This is a genomic window from Aliirhizobium wenxiniae, from assembly GCF_019511445.1.
Taxonomy (GTDB): Bacteria; Pseudomonadota; Alphaproteobacteria; order Rhizobiales; family Rhizobiaceae; genus Neorhizobium; species Neorhizobium wenxiniae_A.
In genome coordinates this window covers 12,839-34,107 of record NZ_JAEUAN010000029.1, presented here as the reverse complement: position 1 = coordinate 34,107, position 21,269 = coordinate 12,839, and the positions used below count along the sequence as shown (strand labels likewise).

The window sequence follows — 21,269 nt, the reverse complement described above, 5'->3', positions numbered from 1 at the left end:
ATGACCATGCCTCGCGGCGACAAATCTGCTTATACCGACAAACAGAAGCGTAAGGCCGAACATATTGAGGAAGGCTACGAAGATCGCGGCGTGCCGAAAAAAGAGGCCGAACGACGCGCCTGGGCGACCGTGAACAAGGAAAGCGGTGGTGGCAACAAATCGGGCTCAGGACGCGGCCACGCCGAGAACCACGCTTCCTCGAAGAAGGGCGGCCGGGCTGAAGGTGAGGCCTCTGCCAAGCGATCCGCTGCAGAGCGCTCGGCGTCGGCGAAGAAGGCCGCAGCTACGCGCAAACGCAACGAGCATCACGCCGGCCATTGAGTATTCGCGGATAAAGTTCATGACGATCAATTCACCGAAGCCCGGCGCTCCCGGCACCACCGATCAATCTCCCCGCTGGGAAGGTCCGCAGGAAAACCGACCTCGCGGATACATGCCGGCAAAGGACGATCCGGATGTAGATCGCGATGCCGTCGGCGAAAACAACAGCGACCCGGGCCGGACAAAGGTTTCGGACGCGTTGAAGACCAGGGGTAAGTAAGATCGCCGGGCCCGCAGAACGACGCTTGAGGCAATGCGGTCGCCTCAAGCCGATCCAGAGGCTGGAGGCATCCACAGCATCAAGCCTGCCGCCGCCAAGTTGGGTAGTTCCACTATCGCCAGATTAAAGATGGATCTGACCTGCACTCTTGTCGAACCGCCGTTGGACGGGCGAAAAGTCAAACACCATCTGGAACTGTGTGGCTCAAGATTGGTTAGCGCGCTGGTGCAACATCCAGGAGACAACCATGAACGAACCACGTCGCCCTTCCCCGCCGCAGCCTGAGCAGCAGCAGCAGCCTCCGGGCGAAACCACTCTCATGATGCCTGTGCCGGATCACGGAGAGAATTCATATCAAGGAAACGGAAAGCTGGTAGGCAAGGTTGCCCTCATCACGGGCGCTGACTCCGGTATCGGTAAGGCAGTTGCAATCGCATTTGCCCGCGAAGGGGCCGACGTTGTCATTTCTTACCTCAACGAGGATGACGATGCACGCGATACGGCTAAGTGGGTGGAAGATGCCGGCCGCAAAGCCCTCGTCATCCCCGGGGACATCAAATCCGAGGATCACTGCATCGACTTGGTGGAACGGACGGTGGCAGAACTTGGCAGTCTCGATATCCTCGTGAACAACGCTGCTTACCAGAGGACCTATGCCAACATCAGCGACATCAGCGCGGATGAATGGGACGAGACCTTCCGGACAAATATCTATGCACCGTTCTACCTTTCGAAAGCGGCCGCGCCTCATATGAAGCCCGGCAGCGCCATCATCAACACCACATCCATCCAGTCCCGCCAGCCCTCTCCTCACCTTCTCGTCTACGCATCGACAAAAGGGGCCGTTTCTAACTTTACCGCAGGCTTGGCGGAGGTGTTGGCCGACAAGGGCATACGGGTGAACGCTGTAGCGCCAGGACCGATCTGGACACCGCTTATTCCCTCAACCATGCCGCCGGAAAAATCGGCGAAGTTCGGCGAGCAGACCCTGCTGAAACGGGCAGGTCAGCCTGCAGAACTAGCAGGGGCGTACGTCCTGCTGGCGTCGGATCTTGGAAGCTACATGACAGGAGCAGTAATCCCGGTCACAGGTGGCGAGATCATGATATGAGGCAACCTACGTGAGAACGGACTATGTCGCACGATGACGAGGGCCAAGCTCTGGCCCTTCTAAATGCGATAAACACCGCCATCGCGCTCTATGGTTTTCGGTAGTGGTGCCTGAAGGATTTGTAGTCGGCACTGGAGCACCGGTACCACTTTGGCTGTGTGGCGTTGCCTCAGTGGGCGCGGTGATACCAGTCCCGGCTGAGGAAGCCTGAACGTCGAGGCTGGGTTTGCAGGGCGACCGGCTGCGCCTGTTTGTTCTGCCGGGGGATCAGTGCCTCCCCCGCCATTCTGCACCCGCCGAAACAATCGCCGCCATGGCGACGACAACAGCCGATTCGACGAAAGCGTCCAGGCAAGAGCGCATCGATCCGAGGCGGAAAGAGCAAGGGTGGCCAAAGCCACAGGCCTTCAACAAAGAAAGGCGGCAGAGATGCCGCCCTTCTTTGTAATCGATGCGATGATCAGTCCTTCCTTGAGCAGGCATGCATGATCCGACATCTAAAGATGTGTGGTCATGCGGCCAACGCCGTATACATCAGATATGCTGTTGCGATGGACATCCGGCAATGCAAGCGAGCGGACCGTCGCGAGCCAGCAGCGCCAATCGCAGAAAAACAATCGCGGCCATCGGCACAGTGCTCGCAAACGGGATCAGTTCAAGAGGCGGTACTGTCGCACATAAGGCAATGACAAGCAGTGCTATGCCTTGGCGGTATGGTGTGTTTGTTGCCCATTCCAAGCGCGGCCGGACAGCCTTGTCGACCCAGCGGGACAACGGCTCAATTTTCGCAATCCCTGCTGACAGTTTCTGGCCATCAACAGTTCGTCGCTCTACAGCTTGAGGCAGCCAAAGGTGCTTGCGGCCGCAAAGGATTTGGATCGCAAAAATACTGATGATGACCGCAATGACCGTCGGCACACCAGGTATGCCGCCGATAGGGCTGATTTCGATTATTGCGGGTATAATCAGGAATGGTCCGAAACTCCGCTCCCCGACCTCTTCGCGTATGTCATGAATCGTCAACGTGTCTGATGAATCCGCGAGAGAGTGCATTCGGTGGAGGAGATGGGCGAGGCCACCCTGGGATAGGGACACGTAAGTGTTTGTTTCAGTCATTTAATTCCGCCGAATTATCGATCGCAGCGGAAACGATAAAGATCCGCATCCGTTCCAGGGCAGAACCGGCATGCATCTGCGGGCCACCTTCACAACCTTGTGCTCTGGACGCACTTCATTCCGACCCCATCTAATCACATCAACCGCAGATACGCGCATGCATCGGGCCGGCATTGATAATAGCTTTGTTGAAATTTCTCCATATCATCACGATTGCGATCTGGGCCGCAGGATTGATCAGCCTGCCCGGCCTTTATGTACAAAGGGCGAATGTGGAGGATAAGGATGCGCTCTATCGTCTGCAAATGATCGTCCGTTATGCGTATGTGACGATCATCTCGCCGGCCGCGTTCCTAGCGGTCGTGAGCGGCACCGCCCTTATTTTCGGGCAGCAGACCTACGCGCCATGGTTTTCCTTGAAACTGCTTTTCGTCGGCTTTCTGGTCGTTACCCATATTCTCACAGGGCTGATAATTATCAGGCTCTTCAAGGAGGGCGGGGTGTACCCGGTTTGGCGCTTCGTCGTCGCCACTATCGCGACGTCGGTTGTTGTCATCGCCGTCGTCTTTATCGCCTTGGCCAAACCACCTGTCGGATTCGAACTTCCGGTCGAATTGACGCGTCCGGGTGGATTGAAAGCTCTTGCTGAGCGTTTCAGTCCTTGGCCGATACCATGAGGCCGACGCCGTGATCGAAAATAAGCTTGCCCCCATGCCAACCAGCCATCCCTGTCATGAAACAGGTCAGGAGAGATACGAGGAGACCATGCGGCAGCACGTCCGCCGCCCCAGACGCCCGCAGTCCCCAGTTAAGGCCGGCGAAGGCGATAAGTGTTATCGCAGCGATGGCATGCGCCCAACTCGCCACCCGTTCGCGAATGCCTGGTACTGCAAGGAGCTCGATCGTGCCCACCAGTCCTGCCGCGAGACCGAAAAAGAACACCCCGCCGGAGCTCCAAAGGCCGACCCGCAGCCAGAACGGATCGGCCGACCACCAGAAAAGCAGATCGACCGCCAATGTGACGAAAGCAAGGGCGATCGGGAAATGTACGCTCATGGCATGAAGCGGATGGCCGGCAACAGCAATCGTCGAACTGGCATCCTTCTCTTCGATCTTCGAGATGACGGGGTTTTCGACCTCAGTGATTTTTTTCAACACAAATCTCCCTTTATCCGGCAAAGTCCCGGAACAAAGGATTGGTTCCGCTGTCTGTGCTGCACGGGCGTCCCGCTAGCGCTGGGGGGCTGCAGCGGCGATTTCTCGGCGCTTGATCCTGCCGGTCCGTCAGCAGCCTCGATCGCCAACCTCTGGTGGGCGATGCTTTGGGGTTCGTTTGCGCTGTTCACCCTCGTCTTAGGACTGTTTCTCGCCGCCGTGCTTGCTCCGCGTTTTGGCCGCGGCGTCTCGCAAGCGCGATGGATCATCCTGGGCGGCCTGATATTGCCAGTGCCTGTGTTGGCGGGCTTGACCTTCTACGCTTTTGCCCAGGGTGAATTTTTGCTGAAAGGCGCCGTAAGCGAGGCCAACGAAGTGCTGGAGGTCCGCGCGATCGGCCGCATGTGGCAATGGCAGTTCTCTTATCCCTCGGTGTCCGGCGGCCCGGTTCACACCGATATCCTGCACATCCCGGCGGGCCGCACCATCGAAATCATCGCCGAAAGCGAGGACGTTATTCACAGTTTCTGGGTTCCCCGTCTCGGCGGCAAGATCGACGCCGTTCCGGGCCATTCTAGTCGCCTGCGCATCCGCGCCGACCAACCGGGGAGATACGGTGGCATTTGCTCGGAATATTGTGGCACCGGGCATGCCGGCATGCAGTTCGAGGTGCGGGCCCTCGGCCAAGACGATTTCCGCGACTTCTTGACCGGGGGACTTCGCCATGACTGAGAACCAGACGCTCCATCATAACCCTATCGCACTGCATAAAGCACTGGATCGCATCTGGGGAACGAAGCCGGGGTGGGGACGCCTCGCCGCCGTCAATCATAACGTGATCGGCGTCCGCTTCATGCTGACGGCCCTGGTCTTCTTTGCGATCGGGGGCGTTTTGGCGATGCTGATCCGCACGCAACTTGCGTCCTCGCAAAGCGTATTCATGGATGCCGAGACCTATGGCCAGGTCTTCACCATGCACGGCACGATCATGATGTTTCTGTTTGCTATTCCCTTTTTCGAGGGTATGGCGATCTATCTTCTGCCAAAACTGCTCGGAACCCGCGACCTCGCCTTTCCACGGCTCGGCGCGTACGGCTACTGGTGTTACCTGTTCGGCGGCATGATCCTGATCGGAGCGCTTCTGGCTGGTGTCGCGCCCAACAGCGGCTGGTTCATGTACACGCCGCTGTCATCTTCGGTCTATGCGCCGGGCATAAATTCCGACGTTTGGCTGCTTGGCATCACGTTCGTTGAGATTTCCGCGCTTTCAGCAGCCGTGGAAATAATCGTTACGATCATGAAAATCCGGGCGCCCGGCATGTCGCTCGACCGCATGCCGATCTTCGCCTGGTACATGCTCGTGGTCGCGACAATGATGCTGATCGGTTTCCCGCCACTGATCCTCGGCTCGATCCTGCTCGAAGTGGAGCGTGCTTTCGACCTTCCCTTCTTCGATCCGACGCGCGGCGGAGATCCGCTTCTGTGGCAGCACCTCTTCTGGCTTTTCGGCCATCCCGAGGTCTACATCATTTTCCTCCCTGCAGCGGGTGCGATCTCGACCATCCTGCCCGTGCTTGCCGGCACGCCGCTCGCTGGTTACCGCATGATCGTCTCGGCGATCGTGTCAATGGCGTTTTTGTCTTTCGGCCTGTGGGTCCATCACATGTACACGGTCGGCATACCCCATGTGGCGCTGTCGTTCTTTTCTGCTGCGAGCGCATTGGTGGCCATACCAACAGCAATCCAAATCTTTGCCTGGCTCGCGACGCTCGCCCATGGCCGCGCGCGCTTCTCCATACCGATGCTGCATATTTTCGGATTCTTCTTTGTCTTCGTGATCGGCGGCCTGACCGGCGTCATGCTCGCCATGGTTCCCTTCGACTGGCAGGCCCATGACACGCATTTCGTCGTCGCCCACCTGCATTATGTGCTGGTCGGCGGCTTCATCTTTCCCATGCTGGCCACGGCCTATTACTGGGTGCCGCACCTGACAGGAAAACAGCCGGTACAACATCTCTCGCACGCGGCGTTCTGGATGATTTTCATCGGCTTCAACGTCACCTTTTTCTTCATGCACCTTACCGGACTGCGCGGCATGCCCCGCCGGATCTTCGAGTACCCGGCCGAATTCGGTTGGGAGGTCCTGAACTTCGTCTCATCGATGGGAAGCTTCGTTATGGCGATGGGGTTCGCTCTCGTGGCGCTCGACTTCATCCTTCTCTTCAAGTTTGGCCGCGCTTTCAGGCGCAATCCGTGGAAGGCCGGCACACTCGAATGGGCTATGCCGACGCCACCGCCATCCTATAATTTCGCATCCATTCCACGGGTCGACAACCGAGCCGACCTTCTCGATCCAGACGTGATCGGCCCGCACCTTGCCGCAGGGCGAGGCTATCTGGGCATGCCGCGTGATGACCGAATGGAGGTGCTGGGCGTCAATTCGGTAACCGGAGAGCCTGAACAGCTCGTTCTCTTGCCGCGCCAGACATTTCTGCCGTTCTGGACTGCGGTCGCAACCGGCAGCTTCTTCCTGTTGATGCTGTTCAAGTTCTACTGGGCTACTCCCGTCGCACTTGCGGCCGTGATCGTTTGCTTCTGTCTATGGTCGCGGTCTAGCCCCTCCTCCTTCGACGATGACGCCGTGCCGATCGGTCACGGCGAAACGGTTCCCGTCCACATTCGTGCAGAAAGCCCGCCTTCCTATCTAGCCATGGTGCTGACACTCGTCGCCGACGCGACGCTCTATATCTCGCTCCTCTTCGGTTGCCTCTTTCTCTGGATCTCGGCCCCGAATTGGCCGCCGGCAAACCTCCAGAGCCCCAGTCTCTGGCTTTTGATACTGGCTGCGACGAGCATGAGCCTCGGCTCACTCGGCAGCAGGATATCGAAGAAGTCCGCGCACATGTCGCTCCTCGGCAATGGACTGGCTTTTGCAGGACACCTGATCTCGACCGGATCATTCATCTCCATCGCATTTTACTCGCTGCCATCCGCATCGGGCCACGCGGCGACCGCTTCGCTGTTTGTCATCGTCTGCTACATCTCTCTGCACGGCGTGGTCGGCTCGATCTTCGCCGCGCATGCCCTATGGAGAGCCCTGCGCGATCATGACATGTCGGTGCGGGTGCTCGATCTCAAAATCGGCGCGCTTTGGCACGATTATTCAGCCGCTTCCGCTTTTGCGGCGGTCGGCTTTTGCCTGTTGCTCGACAGCCTGGTCCGCGACGGAGGCGTCTGAATGCGCCATCCCCTTTTACTCCTCATTCTGGCTTTCGTTGTGTGGAGCGGCACCTTCCTGCTTGTTTACGCGACTCAGGCTACCGGGTGCAGCCTGGGTTGGCATAACAACGACATAGCGTTCTGGCGATCACCGCTCCGTTTCATCCTGATCGTGCTGGTAGTAATAAGCTTTGTTGCGATCCTCGGTACGCTCGCCTGGTTGCGCAGGAGACACAAGCCGGCGGCCGCCCTGGAAACCTCAACGTTTCTTGGTCAGGTCAAGACCTATGTCACCATAGCCGCGATATTCTCGACTGCATTCTGTTTCGCCGGAGTTTTCTGGCTGACGCTTTGCCCTTTGTGATCAAATCGGAATGTCGGTCACGATCACCCTTCACGACATCGTGTTCCCTCGCGATTGATCTTCCCAGCATCCGGATCGTTGCAACCCCAAAGCCACTTTGACGCCATGCCTGATGACGGGGACCCGATGTCTGACAACGCCTCTCTGCCGCACCCAGACGAATTGTATGAGACCGTGTTCGCCGCTTGCCGGGACAAAGCAGATCTTCCCCTCTCGAAAATGATTGTGCTGGGTACGCTCGCGGGCATCTATATCGGTCTGGGTGGGCTTTTTGCGACAGTCGCGCTTGCTGGCGCGGACGCCATGCCGTTCGGGGTCGGCCAGGTACTGGCCGGCCTGGTATTTTCCGTGGGCCTCGCATTGGTCTTGGTCGCCGGCGCAGAGCTTTTCACCGGCAATACCCTTATGACAGGACCCCTGGCGGCGGGTCAGATACCGGCGAACAAGGCAATACGTGCCTTGGGCATCGTCTATATTGCGAACTTTTTCGGCGCTGTTCTTCTGGCTGCAACCGCCGCCTTGGCGGGCCTTCACGAGGCAGGCGACGGAGCAATCGGCCGTGCCGCCATGGAACTGGCGGAGACCAAGACAGCGAAGGGTTTTGCAACGACGACAGCGAGCGGCATTCTCGCCAACCTTCTCGTCTGCCTTGCGGTCTGGCTCGCTTATGCCGGACAGACCGTTGCCCAGAAGATTTTCGGTCTGCTGCTGCCTGTTGCCGCGTTCGTCGCGGCCGGTTTCGAGCATTCCATAGCGAATATGTATCTCCTGTCCTACGCGTTCATTGCGCAATCGCTAATGGAGCAGACAAACACGGCCATCACTTTTACAGATATTGGGGCAAATCTCCTTCCTGCAACGATCGGAAACGTGATCGGTGGAGCGTTGCTCGCTCTGGCCTACCACGCAGCTTACCGGAAAGTGGCGCAAGCCTGACCGCAAGCCTCACCCGGGCAGGCAGCAAACCCGTCCTGCTGAGGCACGATTGCAATAAATGACGAGGAGACACTCATGGCTGACCACATCTCAAATCCGGAATCCAAAGAACCTGCTGGTGGCTGGGGCTCGCTCAAATCCATCGCGCGCATCTATGGCGAGGCCTGGCCGACACCGGCCGCGGTTGAGGCGCTTGCGCGCCAGAACAAGCCGGGCGGCTTCATGTGCGTTTCCTGCGCCTGGCCAAAACCGGCCAACTATCACCCTTTCGAATTCTGCGAGAACGGCGCCAAGGCGACCTTATGGGATCTGACGAATGCGCGCTGTACGCCGGACTTTTGGGGGGATCACACGGTCACCGAGTTGCGGGCCTGGAAAGACCATGACTTGGAAATGACCGGCCGCCTCACGCATCCGATGCGTTACGATGGCGGGACAGATCGTTATGTCGAAGTAACCTGGGAGGAAGCTTTCGAGCAGATTGGCGCGGCATTGAAAAAGCAGACACCGGAATCGACCGTATTCTATTCGTCCGGCCACGCGGGTCTCGAAGCTGCCTATCTCTACGCGCTGCTCGCTAGGGCATTTGGAACCAACAATCTTCCGCAGAGCTCCAACATGTGCCACGAAACGACATCGGTCGGCCTGAGCAACGTAATCGGCTCACCCGTCGGCACCATCGTGTGGGAAGACCTCGAAAAAGCCGATGCATTTTTCTTTTTTGGGCAAAACCCAGGCTCCAACAGCCCGCGCTTCCTCCACCCGCTTCAGGATGCAAAGAAGCGAGGCGCAAGCATCGTCACCTTCAATCCGGTCATCGAGCAGGGGCTTGTTTCCTTCGTCAATCCGCAAAACCCCTTCGACATGCTGACTGGCAACGAGACCGCGATATCCGATGAATATCTGCAGGTGCAGGCGGGCGGCGATATCGCCGCCATCCTCGGTCTATGCAAGACAGTCATCGAAGCCGACGATGCAGCGCTGTCCGCCGGGGCGCCGCGGGTTCTCGACGTGGCGTTCATCGAAGAACACACGACCGGCTTCGATCGCTTCATCGACTGCGTCCGGCAGGCAGATTGGCAGGACATCGAACGCGAGAGCGGTTTATCGGAACAGGCTATCCGCAAGGCGGGCGAGATCTATATCAGTTCCGAGCGGGTCATCGGCGTCTACGGTATGGGGCTGACCCAGCATGCGGAAGGCGCTCTCAACATCGCCATGCTTGTCAATCTACTTCTCCTGCGCGGCAATATCGGCCGTGAGGGTGCCGGCTGCTGTCCGGTGCGCGGGCATTCGAACGTCCAGGGACAGAGAACCGTCGGCGTAGCGGAGAAAACGAAGCTGATACCAATGGACAAACTGAGGCAGCTTTTCAACTTCGATCCCCCAGTCAAGGACGGCCTCACGATCGTTGATGCCGTGAAAGGGCTCATAGCCGGCGAGGTCAGAGCCTTCGTTTGTCTCGGTGGCAACCTTTTGCGAGCTGTTCCGGAACAGAAAGAGATGGAAAAGGGATGGGAGAAGCTGGACCTGACGGTCATGGTCTCAACTAAGCTGAACCGCAGCCATCTGTTTCCCGGCAAGCAAGCCTACATCCTTCCCTGCCTTTCGCGCCTGGAAATGGATAGGCAGGCGAGCGGATCTCAGACAGTCACGACGGAAGACAGTTTCTCTCATATTTCGGCTTCGATCGGAAAGCGGACACCGGCGTCGCCGTACCTGAAGAGTGAGTTGGCAATCGTCACGGGCATCGCCCAGGCCACACTTCCCGATAATCCGAAGTTTAAATGGGATGAGTGGACCGCTGATTATGGACTGGTTCGCGATCTGATCGAGGCAACCTATCCCAAGGACTTCAAAGATTACAACGGACGCATGTTTCAGCCGGGGGGCTTTTATCGAGGCAATGATGCACATGATCGCATCTGGAATACAGAAGAGAAAAAGGCCGCGTTCACTAGTCCTGAACGACTGAATGCCCTGTCCTTCGAAGAACGCATTGGCCGATACCGCCTGGTTACCATGCGCTCCAACGACCAGTTCAATACAACGATCTACGGCTATTCGGACCGTTTCCGTGGCATTGAAGGAACGCGCGATGTAGTCTTAATGTGCGAAGAGGATATCGAAGCGGCTGGCCTTTATGCCGGACAGAGTATCAGACTGGTTAGTGATTTTGAGGATGGAAAACGGCGGGAACTCGGTGGCCTGCTCGTCACCCCCCATAACCTGCCCCGTGGTACGATTGGCGCCTATTATCCGGAAAGCAATGTCCTAAATGCGATCGATCATCACGATCGGCTCTCTAAGACGCCCGCCTCAAAGGCTATTCCTGTGCGGATCGAGATCTAGCGACGTGGATTGTCCACTTCGCGAGAAGGTCATCATGTCCGCAAAGATACGATTGAAACAAGCAGAACGGAGCGCTGAAACCAATGGAGAAGACACGAACGTTCAACGCTGTCGATGGCAATGGTAACAGCGCAAAGATTGTCGAGGTGACGAGAACCTCCGACGCTGAGAAGACGCGCCTGGGTACCGAGCTACCATTATGGCGGCGGTTCAGCATAGAGTCCGGAGAAAACCTTGAGCCGCAGGACGACGGCTCGTTCGTCGGGACCGACACTAGAAAGGTTTATACCCGGTCGTAATCCGGTGTCCCTGCAATCGAGGGCTATTGACTGGTTATGCGAGGTTTGCGCGATTGCACAATCTCAAATTCGTATGCTCTAGGGCTTGGAACTTTCTTGATTGTAGACTGTTCGCAAATTCGTAGGGTTCAGGTGAGGAAACAAACATATGATGAAAGTTCTTGCGGTAACAGCGCTGTCTATCGGTCTCGCAACTTCGGCAATGGCGCAGAGTTCGAGCGGCGGCAACAACAGTGGAAGCGGCGGTAACAGCAGCGGGACCAGCAGCGACAGCAATTCGTCCGGCGCGAACAATTCTGGTGGCAGCAATTCCGGCGGCAACCAAGGTGCAGATCAGGGCAGCAGCAATACGAATTGTGGTGCTCCCGGTGGTACGCAAGGCGCGGCTCAGTCCGAGCAGAACAACAACCAGAGTACAAATCCCGGCGCTGGTCAGGCGGGAACATCCTGCTAAAGCATAAGACTACGCGATAGGAGAGGCTCCGTTTCGGCGGGGCTTTTTCTTTGCAACGGGTAGAAAAGGGTGAAGCCATCTTGCTGGGATCGGCGGCGTCAATTTTCCGATCGCTTTTCAAGAAAGACTTTCAGTCAAGCCACGGCGCACTCGCGGAGATCAAAAAAAACCTCCGGTGAATGTCCGAAGGGCAGGAATGAAGCGCAAGTCGAAACGCCCTAGATGCGTCTCACAGCGGTGGTCGCACTTAACGAATATCGATGCTTAAGACGCGATCAAGCCGCCATAGATGATTATTGCACCGACGAAAATCCCTAGAACCGCAACCGTCGAGAAAGTCCCGACAAGGATCATGGTCGCCGATCCGAACTTTTTGCGAGGACGTTCAGCGTTTCCGGCTCGACCTTCTTGGTCCAACGACCCTTGGGTCACCTGAGCGGGCGAGCCCTGTTCGAAGGATGTTCGCTTAACACTGCGAAGAATTAGAAATCCAGCGGTAAGCGCCGCGCCACATGCGAAGATGGCAAGAAGAATCATCGGCAGATAGGATGTAGTACTCATGGTTGCTACCTCTTAACTAACATGGAGTGTAACCGAGCCTTCTCGAAGAAGTTCCGAAATCAATGAAGCGGAACGACATTCTCTTAAGCCTCTTGGAAGCCGCCCAATCGTGAGGGAAGTTCAGAGTCAGATGGTTGAAGCCCATACCCAAAGGGTGTCGACTTGTTCATCCGGAATTTCAAGCATCGCCATGATTTCAGCGATGTTTCGCTTCCAGGCAAACAGGCTTGTTTCGAGTTCAGCAAGGACGATTTTGCGATAGATCGTGCCGTTCAGCCTAATGCGCGCAAACCGACTTCGCGAGCGAACGTATGGAAAGCCTGTGTGATTGGTCTCTTTCAGATCGGATGAAGGACGTGAGCGTCCGGTGAGCTGTTTTTGCTGATCGGGCAAATCAGGCGATGTTCTGGCATTAGAACCAGCATTAGTGCTGACATTAATACCAGAACAAAGAGGTTTCATGGCTCGCATAGAGATCATGTCCGGTACCGAGCGCAGACGGCGTTGGTCGGACGAGGCGAAGCTGAGGATACTTGCGGAGGCTGATGAGCCCGGTGCTCGCATCGGGGATGTGGCCGCCGGAATGACATTCATCCGGGCCAGATCCGCTTGTGGCGGCAATCATTCAGCTATGCCGATCGGCCAACAGTGTTCCTCCCGGTGGAAATCACCGAGGAAGTTGGCGTAAGCCAGCCGTCTACCGCAGCAACGAGGCCGGTGATCGTCGAGATCTTGCTTCGAAACGGTCGGAGCTTGAAGGTTCCGGTTGACGTTGAGTTGAAACTGCTTGGCCTGCTCGGCGCTTGCGTGGAGGCGGCATGATCGGGCCATCGGGGAATGTGCGGGTCTACCTGGCCTGCGGAGTGACCGATATGCGGCGTGGCATCGACGGCCTGTCGGCACTGGTCGAAACAGTCGTGAAGGAGGCGCCGGGCTCGGGCGCGATCTTTGGCTTCCGCGGAAAGCGCGCTGACCAGATCAAACTCCTCTGGTGGGACGGCCAAGGGTTCTGCTTATTCTACAAGATTTTGGAGCGCGGGTACTTTCCATGGCCGACGGCGAAAGAGGGTGTAGCGCACCTGACGCAGGCGCAGCTTTCCATGCTCGTTGAGGGGATTGATTGGCGACGCCCGGCGTGGACGTCCGCTCCCGGCCGAACGGGATAAAAGCCATATTTTGTAGGGACATCCGAGGCTTAACGCTGGTGCGTTAGTGGCAAATCGGCTAGCTTCGCGGGTATGGAAACAGCGCTGCTGGACAGTCAGGACGAGCTCACTGCTTTGCGCGCTCTCGTCGCGGAACAGGCGGCGAAGCTTGAAAGCCAGGAAGCCGAGGTCATCAAGCGAGCTCCATAATCGGGCTTCTTCGCGCGCAACTGGAACTTCTTCGACATCGGCAACATGGCGCGTCTTCGGAAAAGATCGACCGGAAGATCGAGCAGTTCGAGCTGATGCTGAAGGAGATTGAGGCCTCTCGTGCCGAAGCTGAACTACGCTCCGGGAAACCTCCTCTGCCGGAGTTGGACGACGCATCCGAGAAGCCGAAGCGCAAGCCTCTACCCGATGATCTCACCACCGAAGAACTGGTCTATGCGGCTCCCTGCAATTGCCCGACCTGCGGTGGCACTTCGTTCCTGAAGGCGGCCGACAGAGTGATGCAGGTGCTGGAGCACGTGCCGGCGTCGGTCAAGATTGTCCGGCATGTGGAGAAGCGCATGATCTGCAGGGAATGCGATACGACAGTGGCCGGCGAGATGCCGACCTTGCCGATCGAGCGCGGCAAACCCGGACCGGGGCTGCGGCATCCGGAGCCTTGAGGACGCGATAGCCCAATTTCTGAAGCTTTTCGACGACAGTGGCTCGAACACCTTCGTCGTCCTCGGCCACCAGAATCGTCTCAGGCCCACCCTCGACGGGACCGTCCATTGTCACGACTTCCAAGTCCTCCTGACCTGTCGACCGCGGTAGATACATTCTGATCGTCGTGCCTTGCCCGACTTCGCTATAGATCTTTACATGGCCGCCGGTCTGCTTGACGAAGCCGTAGACCATGGAGAGACCGAGGCCCGTCCCTTCCCTTCCGGCTTGGTGGAAAAAAATGGCTCGAAGACTTTATCCATCAGGTCAGGCGACATGCCAGTGCCGGTATCCGTGACCGACAGGGCGATGTATTGACCGGGCTCTACCTCTTGGTGAAGTCTTGTATAGCTGTCATCAAGATAGGCATTACCGACTTCAATAGTCAGCTTTCCAAAGCCATCCATCGCGTCGCGGGCGTTGATTGCCAGATTGAGGACCGCGTTCTCGATCTGCATCGGATCGACCAATGTGTTCCACAAGCCCCCGGAGACGATCGTTTCAACCTCGACGCCTTCGCCGATCGTCCTGCGCAACATCTCGTCCATGCCGCGTACAAGCCGGCCGATGTTCAGTACCCGCGGATCCAGTACCTGGCGACGCCCGAAAGCAAGCAGCTGGGAGGCGAGTTGGGATCCTCGATCGACGCCGGCGAGTGCATTTGAGATACGGCGTTCGGCCTGACCGTTTCCTGCCACGTCTTTCGCCAGCAGTTGCAGCTTGCCCGCGACAACCTGAAGCAGGTTGTTGAAATCGTGGGCGACGCCACCCGTCAAATTTCCGATCGCCTCCATCTTCTGCGCTTGCTGAAGCGCTGCTTCCGTAGTTTTCAGAGCCAAGGCCGCTTTGCGGTCGTCGGTTACGTCTCGGCCGACCGCGTGAATGAAGGCCTCGTCGGGAACGGCTGTCCAGGAAATCGTCCGATAGTCACCGCCGCGCGTCTGATAGCGGTTCTCAAAGGAAAACGTCGTTACGCCCTGGCCGAGCTTGGCCACTTCAGCGAGCGTTGATGCCTTGTCGTCCGGATGGATGAGATCCATGAAGGAGCGACCAACGAGATCACCCTCCTCCCAGCCGAACACGGATTGCCAAGCCGGATTGACGGCCGTGATTTTTGCATCAAAGTCGGCGACCAGCATGATGTCAGTGGAGAGCCTCCACATGCGGTCGCGGTCAGCGGTGCGCTCCGCCACACGACGCTCAAGCGTCTCGTTGATTTCCTGCAGGGCCTGTTCGGCTTTTCGACGAGCAGTGATATCCTGACAAACGACGGCGATCTGGCGACGCGTGGGCGGCTCTACACGGAACGCACCGACACTGAGAATCTTGTCGGTCTCATCGAACGGCATTTCTAATCGTCGAGGCTCGCCGGTCTCCAGGACTGGCCGGTAATGTTCGACCCATTTGTCAGCCTCAGTGGGAAATACCTCCCGTACCGTTTTGCCAATTAAACCGGATACGCCCGAGTGCCGTTTGTAGGCTTCATTGTACTCGACGTGAACATAATCGCTCAGCGGACCATTTGGCCCGTCGAGGAACTCGATGATGCAGAGCCCTTCATCGAGTGACGAAAACAGGCTGCGGTAGCGCAGCTCGCTCTCGCGCAGCGCCACCGCTGCATCCCTAACCTGCGTCAGGTCGAGCATCGCACCGATCATGCGCAGCGGCTTACCCTGCTCATCCCTGATGATGTAACCGCGATCCAGTACCGGCGCGTAGGTTCCGTCCTGACGACAAAACCGATATCCATCGGACCAGTCGACTTCCGTGCCATCAATGGCCGCATGAATAGACTGATCGATCCTGCTGTGGTCGTCCGGATGGATATGATCGATCCACCACTCGCCTGTCGGCTCGACGCTGTCGAGCGGATGGCCATAGGCGGCCGTCAGCGCATCGTTCCAGAGCACGTGGTTCGATGAGAAATCCCAGTCCCAGATTGCGTCATTGGTCGCGCGGCTCGCCAGCCTGTAACGTTCTTCCGTCTCGCGGTGGATCCGCTCTTCCTGATGGGCTTTTGTCACGTCGCGCACAGTGCCGATCAAGCGGACCGCTTTCCCGCCCTGGAAGAAGGTGCGCCCCTTGGCAGCGATCCATCGAACCGCGCCATCGACAATGCCGACTGTCCGATAGGCAACGTCGTACTCACCGTCGCCATCGACTCTGATTGCGGCGTTCACGGCGGCTTCGATTTCCGTTCGGTCCTCGGGATGCAACCCAGTCAGAAAGGTTTCGTAGGATACGTCCGCGTCCGGCGGAAGACCGAACAATTCACGGCATCTGTCATCCCACTCAAGAACGTCGTTCACGAGGTCGTAGTCAAAGGTCCCAACCCCAGTTGCCTCCAGCGCCAGCGCTAGTGTCTGCTGAGCCTTACGTAGATTGTTCTCTGATGCCCTTCTGGCGGTGACGTCGCGTGCAACCCCCGCTGAAGCGCATTGGCTTGCCGTCTGTGTCTCGCTCAAATTCGGCCTTCCGGGCAATCCATCTGACCTCACCAGTATCCGCCTTGCGGATTCTGTACTCTACCTCCGTTGCGGCATCCCCGGCTGCACGATTCTCGGGATGGGAAACGAACGGCTCATCATCGGCAAGAACCACTGCCTCGAAGTCGGTCGCTGGGCGACTGGCAACATGATCGAGGCCGTAGAGTTTCGAAAATTCCGGTGTCGCCGAAACCATGTCGGTTTTGATATCGATGACGAAAGTACCGATGCCACCAGCCGCTTGGGCCGCGCCGAGACTTTCGGCGACGCTTCGGGTTTGGTCGTCAGATGTGTTCACTCGTCTCTCCTCCCGCTATTGCCGCAAACCTTCGTAGAGTCATCAGACAACATCAGCAAGTTACGACCGATACCTTCACCTTTCTGAGCGAGGCCCACATTTGGCGCAGATAGCTACGCGCTAGGGCGTGTCATCAGTTCGATCTGGCGCAGAATGCGTGTCGGATCGAAGGGCTTTGCAATGAACTGGCTGCTCGCGGGCAACGAAGCGTCTTCGATATGCACGCCCCCAGATGTCAGCAGGAGGACAGTCGGCGGATACCTGTCGCGGATATAATGTGCGAGTTTCAACCCATCCATTGACCCCGGCAACTGTATGTCGGTGAGGACGATGCGGATCATTTTTTCTCTTTCCAGGATGCCGATAGCCTCGTCGGCGTCCCGCGCCTCGAAGACTTGATAACCGGCATCGGCGAAAAAATCGGCCAGTTCAATCCGTATGAGGATCTCGTCCTCGACGAGAAGTATAGCGTGCGTGTTGATCGGTGTTGCCTGTCCCATACTCAGCCTTCCGCCATGCCGGCGGCTTCCAGTTCGCATTCGATCTCGAATCGTAGACCTTCGGGTCGGTAATCCAGTTTAGCTTCCCCACGGAAATACGACTTCAGGGACCGCTCGATCATCGTCGAGCCAAATCCGCGTCTTGTCGGCGGCATGACGGGTGGGCCGCCAATCTCCTGCCAGAGAAGTCTCAGCCGTGGCTCTCCCTGATGGCCGCTTTTGATAGTCCATGTCAGTTCGACGTGACCGGTCGCATTCGACAGAGCGCCGTATTTGGCCGCATTAGTCGCCAGCTCGTGTAAGGCGAGAGCGAATGCCAGCGCGCCGCGGGGGTTCAGCGTGAGAGGCGGCCCATCTACCCTGATGCGGTTGCCGATCTCGCCGTGCGGGCCGAGCACTTTAGTGATCATCGCCATCATGTCGGCCGATGCCCAAGAATTCGCGGTCAGCACCGTCGTGGCATCACCGAGCGCGACCAACCGCGCAGACAGAGCGGTATTCGCTAAAGCGAGATCGGGCGACTGGCGAAGCGTCTGCGACACGATGGACTGGACAACAGCAAGGACGTTCTTCAGCCGGTGGCTGAGTTCGTCATTCAAAAGAAGCTGCTGGGCTTCGGCCTGTTTGAGGAATTCGTTGGTTTCGGCGTGTTGGGCCGCGAGCCTGCGATATCTTGCGAAAGCCGACCGCAGCTCCGCCGAAAGCCACGCGAGTGCCGCAGTGACGACGAGAAACAGGATGCTTCCAGCCCATTGGGGTCCTGACATCCACAGATCGTTTTCGAGGCTGCCAATGGTGAAGGCTGCGACGATAGTAGAAAGGACACTCGCGTAAATTCCAGCACCTCGTCCGAATACGAGACCGAACAGCACAATGAACGGGATGAAGAAGAGCCAGGGAAGCAGGCCTGTGATGAACAGGGTTCGGAAGACGCCGACGGCCATGACAGTGGCGGTCACGATCATAAAGCGGTGGAACGCCGCGATCTGGTGCTGAAGCGACCATTCGAGGAGAGCGTCAAGCGACGGCGTTGTTCTGTGATGAGGCATACGCAGATCGGAACTCCGGGGGTCGGAAAGGGGAAGCGTCAGTTGACGCCCCTGTCAGTATCGTACGACCCGGCTGGCCTTATCGGGGTGGAAACGGAAACGGGATCGCTGGCCGGAAAGGGTTGCTTGCGGCCTTCGTCTAGCTTCTCTTCCTTGGACATCCTACTCTCAGCAGCCTTTTCAGCCTCTACGGATTTCGCGGGTTCCGATTTGTCGGGCATGGTTCTCTCCTCACAGGAAGCGGCGGTTGACTTCGTTGCTGATCATCGGGATCGCGACGGCGGTGGCGGTTGGGAGCCTCAGGGCCTGGATTAGCTTGCCGAGCACGAACGTCACGCCGACGGTCGCCGCAATCCGAAGCCACGGATGCGGGTCTCTGGCAGCGACGTCGACATCGGACCGGCTGTGGATCTCCGCCAGCTTTTCCTGGAGGTCAGCGACCTCGGTGCGTAACCGTCGCACCTCCTTCATGGCGGCTTCGTTGGCCGTGGTCTTGCTCTGCGGGGGCATTCGTCACTCCTTGTGTTTAAGGGAGTAACGGTTAGCCGCTAAAAAAGATGCACGGGACCATAACCGGAATACCCCCTTAGGCTTTGAAGGGAACCAAACTACCGACGATGGCGATATATGGTTGGACTGCCACTAATTCGCTTCGGTGATCAAATTCTGACTATCGTTCGTAACAAACAATTGGCGCGCGCGTTCTCCAGTCACACTGGAGAACTCGCTATGCAATCCGCAAGGTCTGTCGATCACTTCAAAACTGCGTCGACAACAGAAGTCGAGCTCGAACGGGGGTTCTCGCCGAAAACTTTGATCACGCCACCAGTTGCCCCTACAGCGCTGTGGGCCATCGAACGTGGCATGTCGCCTATTATCGCAACCGCGATTCATGAGGCGATGGCTCGCAGACCCGCGTCGAACAGGACCGACACTAATTGGTCGTGCAGTTCCGGATAGATCTGGTCGCTGCCGGGTTGCCGATAGACGGGGGCCAAGATAGGTGCCTCCCATTTCGGTGTGATGCAGGAGCTGGCGGATCGCGGCCTGCTGCGCCTGTCAGCGGTTCGTCCCCTTTTTCTCGAAACCGACGAAGGTCGCTCCCGGCTGGCACGCGCCAGAGACGGCATGCGTCCGCTCGACATGATTCAACGACAGGAGCCATGATGCGGATTTTTTTTGTGAACTCGATCGCCGATGAGACCGCGTTCTACACGACGACAGCCCTTGCGCTCGCCGCAATCGCCCGCGGCCATGACGTATGTTACCTGACGCCAGGCGATTTCGTGCTGCGGCCCGACGACAGCCTGATGGTGCGAGCGACCACCGTGAAAAAGGGAAAGACGAGGAGGCCTGATGCATTCATAGCGGCTTTGCAGGGGGAAGAGGCCGAGATCCAGACAATCCCGATCGAGGACATAGACGTCCTGTTTTTGCGAAATGACCCCTCGCAGGATGCCGATGAGCGGCCCTGGGCAGCCCATGCCGGCATTCTTTTGGGCAGACTGGCGGCCGAGCGGGGCGTGCTGACGCTCAATGACCCTGACGGGCTGGCCCCCGCGCAGAACAAGCTCTATTTCCAGGGCTTTCCCGAGGCGGTGCGCCCAACGACCCTTATCTCGAAAATCGAGGAGATCCGCGCCTCTATCGACGAGCAGAAACAGGGTGCCATCCTCAAGCCGCTGCAAGCGTCATCGCCATCATGCCTCCTCACCTGGATACTGGGATGCCTTAAGCAATCCTGCCAAATGGACGGTGTTGCGGACGAGCATGTCGACGGTTTTGCTCACGACGTCAGGCACTGATTCAAGATCCACGAAGTTGGTGCTGCCCATGGCTTCACCGACCCAGTAGGCGACCGCGTTGGCCGGGATCGTGAAGCCGACATCGTTTAAGGCCTGGTAGACCTCAGCCGATACATTGTGGGCACCGTCTTCGTTGCCGACCACCGCGACTGCTGCGACGCGCCCGTAAGACACCATCCGGCCCTGTTCGTCAGTCTCTTCCAGAAAGGCGTCCATTCGCTCGAGCGCGCGTTTGGTCACCGACGACGTTTGCCCCATCCAGATAGGTGTGCCCATTACCAGGATGTCAGCATCGAGGACTGCTGCTCGGATGGCGGGCCATGCATCGCCCTCTCCTTCGTCGGAAGTGACGCCCGGCAAGATATTATGGTCTGCCAAGCGAAACAGGGTCGTCTCGACGCCATAACCCTGCATGCCTTCGGCTATAAGAGCAAGCATGCGATCTGTCGAAGACGGCTCACCGTCAGACGACTTAAGCGTTCCGTTCAAAGCTACCGCTTTCAGGGCCATAACGATCTCCACCTCATCATCTTGAATACGCATAGGCGCCGCCCCGCTCGAGGGCAGTCCGGTAGGCGGGGCGCGCGTGAATTCTCTGAAGCCATGCCATCGTCGCCGGGCGCCTTTGGTCTAACCCTTCGCGTTTCGAAGCCGCTTCAAGTGGAAAACTCATCATGACATCGGCCGCGCTTATGTCGTCGCCGGCAAACCACGGTCGAGACCGCAACTGGCTTTCGACAAAGTCCAGATGCACATCCAGCATGGGCCTGATCTTCTTCGCGGCCAGCTTTCCGAACAACGGGATCTTTGAGGCAACGAGAACGGCGAACAAAACCGGCATAACCGACCCTTCCGCATAGTGCAGAAACTGACGGTATCGAAGTGTGCCCTCAAGATCCTGTGGCGGTCCCAATCGACCCTCCGCCTTTGCCACGAGGTATTCGCAAATCGCACCGGTTTCGACCAGTGTGATTGTTCCTCCATCACTGGCATCCTGAACGATCGGAGATTTGCCGAGCGGATGTATCTGCTTCACCTCCTCTGGGGCTGACATATCGGCATTTCTCTCATATCGCCGGATCTCGTAGTCGAAACCGAGTTCTTCCAGCATCCAGAGTATGCGCTGGGATCGGCTATTATTGAGGTGATGAACAACGAGCACTGGGG

23 protein-coding genes and 4 pseudogenes are annotated in these 21,269 nt (G+C 57.8%); 14 read left to right on the top strand and 13 right to left on the bottom strand.

Annotated elements, in window-relative coordinates; all coding sequences use genetic code 11:
• Window positions 1-6: 6 nt before the first annotated feature.
• The 3 genes from JNB91_RS26680 to JNB91_RS26670 all read left to right on the top strand — a co-directional run bounded on the left by JNB91_RS26680 (window position 7) and on the right by JNB91_RS26670 (window position 1,652).
• Window positions 7-321 (top strand): plasmid stabilization protein, encoded by a 315-nt coding sequence (locus tag JNB91_RS26680; protein ID WP_220328554.1) that lies wholly within the window; start codon window positions 7-9, stop codon window positions 319-321.
• 19 nt (window positions 322-340) lie between these two features.
• Window positions 341-541 carry a hypothetical protein gene (locus JNB91_RS26675; RefSeq protein ID WP_220328509.1) on the top strand — a complete coding sequence of 67 codons (201 nt, stop codon included), beginning with the start codon at window positions 341-343 and terminating at the stop codon, window positions 539-541.
• A gap of 247 nt (window positions 542-788) precedes the next feature.
• A complete protein-coding gene (locus JNB91_RS26670; protein ID WP_220328508.1) occupies window positions 789-1,652 on the top strand; it encodes an SDR family oxidoreductase in 864 nt (287 codons plus the stop codon).
• A gap of 534 nt (window positions 1,653-2,186) precedes the next feature.
• Here the strand turns inward: JNB91_RS26670 and JNB91_RS26665 are convergent.
• Window positions 2,187-2,768 carry an exopolysaccharide biosynthesis protein gene (locus tag JNB91_RS26665; protein WP_220328507.1) on the bottom strand — a complete coding sequence of 194 codons (582 nt, stop codon included), beginning with the start codon at window positions 2,766-2,768 and terminating at the stop codon, window positions 2,187-2,189.
• 233 nt (window positions 2,769-3,001) lie between these two features.
• Here JNB91_RS26665 and JNB91_RS26660 point away from each other — a divergent pair, with 233 nt between their 5' ends.
• Window positions 3,002-3,445: a CopD family protein gene (locus JNB91_RS26660; protein WP_262928031.1), complete on the top strand. Its 444-nt coding sequence runs from the start codon at window positions 3,002-3,004 to the stop codon at window positions 3,443-3,445.
• Here the strand turns inward: JNB91_RS26660 and JNB91_RS26655 are convergent.
• On the bottom strand, window positions 3,423-3,824 hold the full coding sequence (locus JNB91_RS26655) for a DUF2231 domain-containing protein (protein WP_346269402.1): 402 nt from the start codon (window positions 3,822-3,824) through the stop codon (window positions 3,423-3,425). The genes JNB91_RS26660 and JNB91_RS26655 overlap by 23 nt on opposite strands.
• Window positions 3,825-3,827: 3 nt before the next feature.
• Here JNB91_RS26655 and coxB point away from each other — a divergent pair, with 3 nt between their 5' ends.
• The 6 genes from coxB (at window position 3,828) to JNB91_RS26625 (ending at window position 11,547) form a co-directional block, all read left to right on the top strand.
• Window positions 3,828-4,655 carry a cytochrome c oxidase subunit II gene (coxB, locus tag JNB91_RS26650; RefSeq protein ID WP_223218403.1) on the top strand — a complete coding sequence of 276 codons (828 nt, stop codon included), beginning with the start codon at window positions 3,828-3,830 and terminating at the stop codon, window positions 4,653-4,655.
• The gene (ctaD, locus tag JNB91_RS26645; RefSeq protein ID WP_220328504.1) at window positions 4,648-7,161 is read left to right on the top strand and encodes a cytochrome c oxidase subunit I; all 2,514 of its coding nucleotides are present in this window, start codon (window positions 4,648-4,650) and stop codon (window positions 7,159-7,161) included. Before coxB ends, ctaD begins: the two co-directional genes overlap by 8 nt.
• Window positions 7,162-7,506, top strand: coding sequence for a hypothetical protein (locus JNB91_RS26640; protein ID WP_220328503.1), 345 nt, complete (start codon window positions 7,162-7,164; stop codon window positions 7,504-7,506).
• Window positions 7,507-7,632: 126 nt separating this feature from the next.
• Window positions 7,633-8,442 (top strand): formate/nitrite transporter family protein, encoded by an 810-nt coding sequence (locus JNB91_RS26635; RefSeq protein ID WP_220328502.1) that lies wholly within the window; start codon window positions 7,633-7,635, stop codon window positions 8,440-8,442.
• A 75-nt stretch (window positions 8,443-8,517) separates the two neighbouring features.
• Window positions 8,518-10,794: an FdhF/YdeP family oxidoreductase gene (locus JNB91_RS26630; RefSeq protein ID WP_220328501.1), complete on the top strand. Its 2,277-nt coding sequence runs from the start codon at window positions 8,518-8,520 to the stop codon at window positions 10,792-10,794.
• 447 nt (window positions 10,795-11,241) lie between these two features.
• Window positions 11,242-11,547, top strand: a complete 306-nt coding sequence (locus JNB91_RS26625) for a hypothetical protein (RefSeq protein WP_220328500.1) — start codon at window positions 11,242-11,244, stop codon at window positions 11,545-11,547.
• A 264-nt stretch (window positions 11,548-11,811) separates the two neighbouring features.
• Here the strand turns inward: JNB91_RS26625 and JNB91_RS26620 are convergent, their stop codons facing one another.
• Window positions 11,812-12,108, bottom strand: coding sequence for a hypothetical protein (locus JNB91_RS26620; protein ID WP_220328499.1), 297 nt, complete (start codon window positions 12,106-12,108; stop codon window positions 11,812-11,814).
• Window positions 12,109-12,234: 126 nt separating this feature from the next.
• Window positions 12,235-12,702, bottom strand: coding sequence for a hypothetical protein (locus JNB91_RS26615; protein WP_262928030.1), 468 nt, complete (start codon window positions 12,700-12,702; stop codon window positions 12,235-12,237).
• On the opposite strand from JNB91_RS26615, the gene JNB91_RS31780 reads away from it, so the two are divergent.
• The 3 genes and pseudogenes from JNB91_RS31780 to JNB91_RS26600 all read left to right on the top strand — a co-directional run.
• Window positions 12,632-12,796 carry a hypothetical protein gene (locus JNB91_RS31780; RefSeq protein WP_430736370.1) on the top strand — a complete coding sequence of 55 codons (165 nt, stop codon included), beginning with the start codon at window positions 12,632-12,634 and terminating at the stop codon, window positions 12,794-12,796. The genes JNB91_RS26615 and JNB91_RS31780 overlap by 71 nt on opposite strands.
• A gap of 130 nt (window positions 12,797-12,926) precedes the next feature.
• Complete coding sequence (gene tnpB, locus JNB91_RS26605) at window positions 12,927-13,274, top strand: IS66 family insertion sequence element accessory protein TnpB (RefSeq protein WP_220328496.1); 348 nt, start codon at window positions 12,927-12,929, stop codon at window positions 13,272-13,274.
• A gap of 72 nt (window positions 13,275-13,346) precedes the next feature.
• Window positions 13,347-13,906, top strand: a pseudogene (locus JNB91_RS26600) (transposase domain-containing protein); the annotation flags it as partial.
• Here the strand turns inward: JNB91_RS26600 and JNB91_RS31775 are convergent.
• The 7 genes and pseudogenes from JNB91_RS31775 to JNB91_RS26570 all read right to left on the bottom strand — a co-directional run.
• Window positions 13,890-15,175, bottom strand: a pseudogene (locus tag JNB91_RS31775) (hybrid sensor histidine kinase/response regulator); the annotation flags it as partial. The pseudogenes JNB91_RS26600 and JNB91_RS31775 sit on opposite strands and share 17 nt — an antisense overlap.
• Before the next feature lie 417 nt (window positions 15,176-15,592).
• Window positions 15,593-16,429, bottom strand: a pseudogene (locus JNB91_RS31770) (PAS domain-containing protein); the annotation flags it as partial.
• Window positions 16,338-16,748, bottom strand: a complete 411-nt coding sequence (locus JNB91_RS30940) for a PAS domain-containing protein (RefSeq protein WP_346269399.1) — start codon at window positions 16,746-16,748, stop codon at window positions 16,338-16,340. The pseudogene JNB91_RS31770 and the gene JNB91_RS30940, both read right to left, overlap by 92 nt.
• Window positions 16,749-16,861: 113 nt before the next feature.
• Window positions 16,862-17,248: a response regulator gene (locus tag JNB91_RS26585; protein ID WP_220328495.1), complete on the bottom strand. Its 387-nt coding sequence runs from the start codon at window positions 17,246-17,248 to the stop codon at window positions 16,862-16,864.
• Between the two features lie 2 nt (window positions 17,249-17,250).
• On the bottom strand, window positions 17,251-18,297 hold the full coding sequence (locus JNB91_RS26580; protein ID WP_220328494.1) for an HWE histidine kinase domain-containing protein: 1,047 nt from the start codon (window positions 18,295-18,297) through the stop codon (window positions 17,251-17,253).
• Window positions 18,298-18,335: 38 nt separating this feature from the next.
• Window positions 18,336-18,518 carry a hypothetical protein gene (locus tag JNB91_RS26575; protein ID WP_220328493.1) on the bottom strand — a complete coding sequence of 61 codons (183 nt, stop codon included), beginning with the start codon at window positions 18,516-18,518 and terminating at the stop codon, window positions 18,336-18,338.
• A gap of 10 nt (window positions 18,519-18,528) precedes the next feature.
• The gene (locus JNB91_RS26570; protein ID WP_220328492.1) at window positions 18,529-18,807 is read right to left on the bottom strand and encodes a hypothetical protein; all 279 of its coding nucleotides are present in this window, start codon (window positions 18,805-18,807) and stop codon (window positions 18,529-18,531) included.
• Between the two features lie 656 nt (window positions 18,808-19,463).
• On the opposite strand from JNB91_RS26570, the pseudogene JNB91_RS26565 reads away from it, so the two are divergent.
• Window positions 19,464-19,991, top strand: a pseudogene (locus tag JNB91_RS26565) (glutathione synthase); the annotation flags it as partial.
• A 6-nt stretch (window positions 19,992-19,997) separates the two neighbouring features.
• On the opposite strand, the gene JNB91_RS26560 reads toward JNB91_RS26565, so the two are convergent.
• Together JNB91_RS26560 and JNB91_RS26555 are read right to left on the bottom strand one after the other, a co-directional pair.
• On the bottom strand, window positions 19,998-20,612 hold the full coding sequence (locus JNB91_RS26560) for a flavodoxin family protein (protein ID WP_220328552.1): 615 nt from the start codon (window positions 20,610-20,612) through the stop codon (window positions 19,998-20,000).
• Between the two features lie 16 nt (window positions 20,613-20,628).
• Window positions 20,629-21,264, bottom strand: coding sequence for a glutathione S-transferase family protein (locus JNB91_RS26555; RefSeq protein WP_220328551.1), 636 nt, complete (start codon window positions 21,262-21,264; stop codon window positions 20,629-20,631).
• Between the last annotated feature and the right edge of the window lie 5 nt (window positions 21,265-21,269).